Source organism: Streptomyces sp. NPDC050388 (assembly GCF_040655635.1).
Taxonomy (GTDB): domain Bacteria; phylum Actinomycetota; class Actinomycetes; order Streptomycetales; family Streptomycetaceae; genus Streptomyces.
Map to the genome: position 1 here is coordinate 1 of NZ_JBFAKH010000227.1, position 2,847 is coordinate 2,847.

The window sequence follows — 2,847 nt, forward strand, 5'->3', positions numbered from 1 at the left end:
CGGCACCCGCGTGGACTGGACCGCCTTCTACGCCGGCACCGGCGCCCGCCGCACCGACCTGCCCACCTACCCCTTCCAGCACCAGCACTACTGGCCCGAGCCGCCGAAGCCCGCCCTCGACGCTGCGGCCGACCCGGCCGACGCGGAGTTCTGGCAGGCCGTGGAGCGCGAGGACCTGTCCGCGCTGGCCGGTGACCTGGAGCTGTCGGCGGACACCCCGCTCAGCGCGGCGCTGCCGGCGCTGTCCACCTGGCGCACCCGCCAACGGCAGCAGTCGGCCATCGACACCTGGCGCTACCGCGTCACCTGGAAGCCCGTACGCACCACCGCCACCGCCACCCTCGAAGGGCGCTGGCTGCTCGTCGCCCCCGAGGGTGCGGCAGCTGACGACCTGCAGGCGGACACCGTCGCCGCCGCGCTGGCCGAGTACGGCGCCGAGGTGGCCCGTATCACCGTGACCGAGCGCGCCGCGCTGGCCGCGACCCTCGCCGCCGAAACCGCCGAAACCGCCGAAACCGCCGTGGCTGGCGTCGTCTCGCTCCTCGACCTGCACGGCATGGTCGTCCTCATACAGGCGCTCGGCGACGCGGAGGTCCAGGCACCGCTGTGGTGTCTGACCCGCGGCGCGGTCTCCACCGGTGGCGCGGACCGGATCGCCCACCCGGAGCAGGCCGCCGTCTGGGGACTCGGCCGGGTGGCCGGGCTCGAACTGCCGCACCGTTGGGGCGGTCTCGTCGACCTCCCGGAGGAGTTCGACGGCCGGGCCGCCGCACGGCTGTGCGCAGTGCTCGCTGCCCCCGGCGACGAGGATCAGCTGGCCGTTCGTACATCCGGCGCGTACGTGCGCCGACTCGCCCGCGTACCGTCCGGCAACCGCGCGCCGTCCGCGTGGGCGCCGCGCGGCACCGTGCTGATCACCGGCGGTACCGGCGCCCTCGGCAGCCGTGTCGCCCGTCGACTGGCGGACAGCGGCGCCGAGCACCTCGTCCTGACCAGCCGCCGCGGCCTCGACGCGCCCGGTGCCACAGAGCTGCGCGACGAACTCACCGCCACCGGCGTACGGGTGACGGTCGCGGCCTGCGACGTCGCCGACCGCGACGCCCTGCACCGGATGCTCGACGGGCTGCGCGCGGACGGGGAAACGATCACCGCCGTCGTCCACACCGCCGGCATCGGCCCCACCCGCGCGGTCACCGACCTGGAGTCCACAGAGCTCGAAGCCGTCCAGGAGGCCAAGGTGCACGGCGCCGTCCTCCTCGACGAGTACTTCACCCAGGACCTGCCACTGGACGCGTTCGTCCTCTTCTCGTCCAGCGCGGGTGTGTGGGGCAGCGGCGGCCAGGGCGCCTACGCCGCCGCCAACGCCCACCTCGACGCCCTCGCCGAGCAGCGCCGCTCCCGCGGTCTGGCCGCCACCTCCCTCGCCTGGGGTGCCTGGGGCGGCGGCGGCATGGCCGACGGCGAGGCGGGCGAGCTGATGCGCAAGCGCGGACTGCCGCTCATGAACCCCGACCTGGCGGTGCTGGCCCTCGAACGTGCCGCCGCGTCCGACGACGCCTGTCTGACCGTGGCGGAGGTCGACTGGGAACGGTTCGCCCCCCGCTTCACCGCTGCCCGGCCCCAGCCGCTGATCTCCGAGATCCCCGAGGTCCGGGCCCTGACGGAGGCGGTCGAGCAGGCGCGGCAGAACGAGGACGAGAACAGCTCGGAGTTCCTCGGCCGACTGCGCGGTCTGTCGCCCGCCGAGCAGCACCAGCTGCTCCTCAAGCTGGTGCGGACGGAGGCTGCCGCTGTCCTCGGTCACGTGAGTGCCGAGGCCGTGCAGCCCGGGCGTGTCTTCCAGGACCTCGGGTTCGACTCGCTCGCCGTGGTCGAGTTGCGCAACCGTCTGAAGGCCGCCACCGGCCTGTCGCTGCCCGCGACCCTCGCCTTCGATCACCCGTCCCCCGAGGCACTCGCACGTCATCTCCGCGCCGAACTCGTCGGCGATGACGAAGGCGCCGCGACCCGGGACGTGGCAACGGCAACGGGCGGAGCCGGCACTGACGACGACCTGATCGCCATCGTCGGCATGAGCTGCCGCTTCCCCGGCGGAGTGAACACCCCCGAGCAGCTGTGGGACCTGATCGCGGCGGGCAAGGACGCGGTCTCCGGTTTCCCGGTGGACCGCGGCTGGGACCTGGAGCGGCTGTACGACCCGACGCGCTCCACGCCCAACACCTCGTACGTCGACCAGGGCGGTTTCCTCTACGAGGCCGGGTACTTCGACCCCGCCCTGTTCGGGATCTCCCCGCGTGAGGCCCTGGGCATGGACCCGCAGCAGCGCCTGCTGCTGGAGACCTCGTGGGAGGCGTTCGAGCGTTCCGGCATCGACCCGGTGTCGGTGCGCGGCACCCGCACGGGTGTGTTCACCGGCACCAACGGCCAGGACTACGCCACCCTCCTGCTGGGTGTCACCGACGCGGACAGCCTCTCGATGACCAGCAATGCGGCGAGTGTGGTGTCGGGTCGTCTGTCGTACACGTTCGGGCTGGAGGGCCCGGCGGTCACGGTCGACACGGCCTGCTCCTCGTCGCTGGTCGCCCTGCACCTGGCGGTGCAGGCACTGCGCACCGGCGAGTGCGACCTGGCACTGGCCGGCGGTGTGACGGTGATGTCCACCCCGGGCGCGTTCATCGAGTTCTCCCGCCAGGGCGGCCTGGCCACCGACGGCCGGGTCAAGGCGTTCGCGGACGCCGCGGACGGCACCGGCTGGGGCGAGGGCGTGGGCATGCTGCTCGTGGAGCGGCTGTCCGACGCCCGCCGCAACGGCCACCAGGTCCTCGCCGTCGTGCGCGGCTCGGCGAT

Annotated in this window: 1 protein-coding gene; it reads left to right on the forward strand. The window is 73.6% G+C overall.

The window, feature by feature from the left end; genetic code table 11:
• The coding region (locus AB0I73_RS40910; RefSeq protein WP_363045456.1) for an SDR family NAD(P)-dependent oxidoreductase at positions 1–2,847 on the forward strand (2,847 nt) is incomplete at both ends.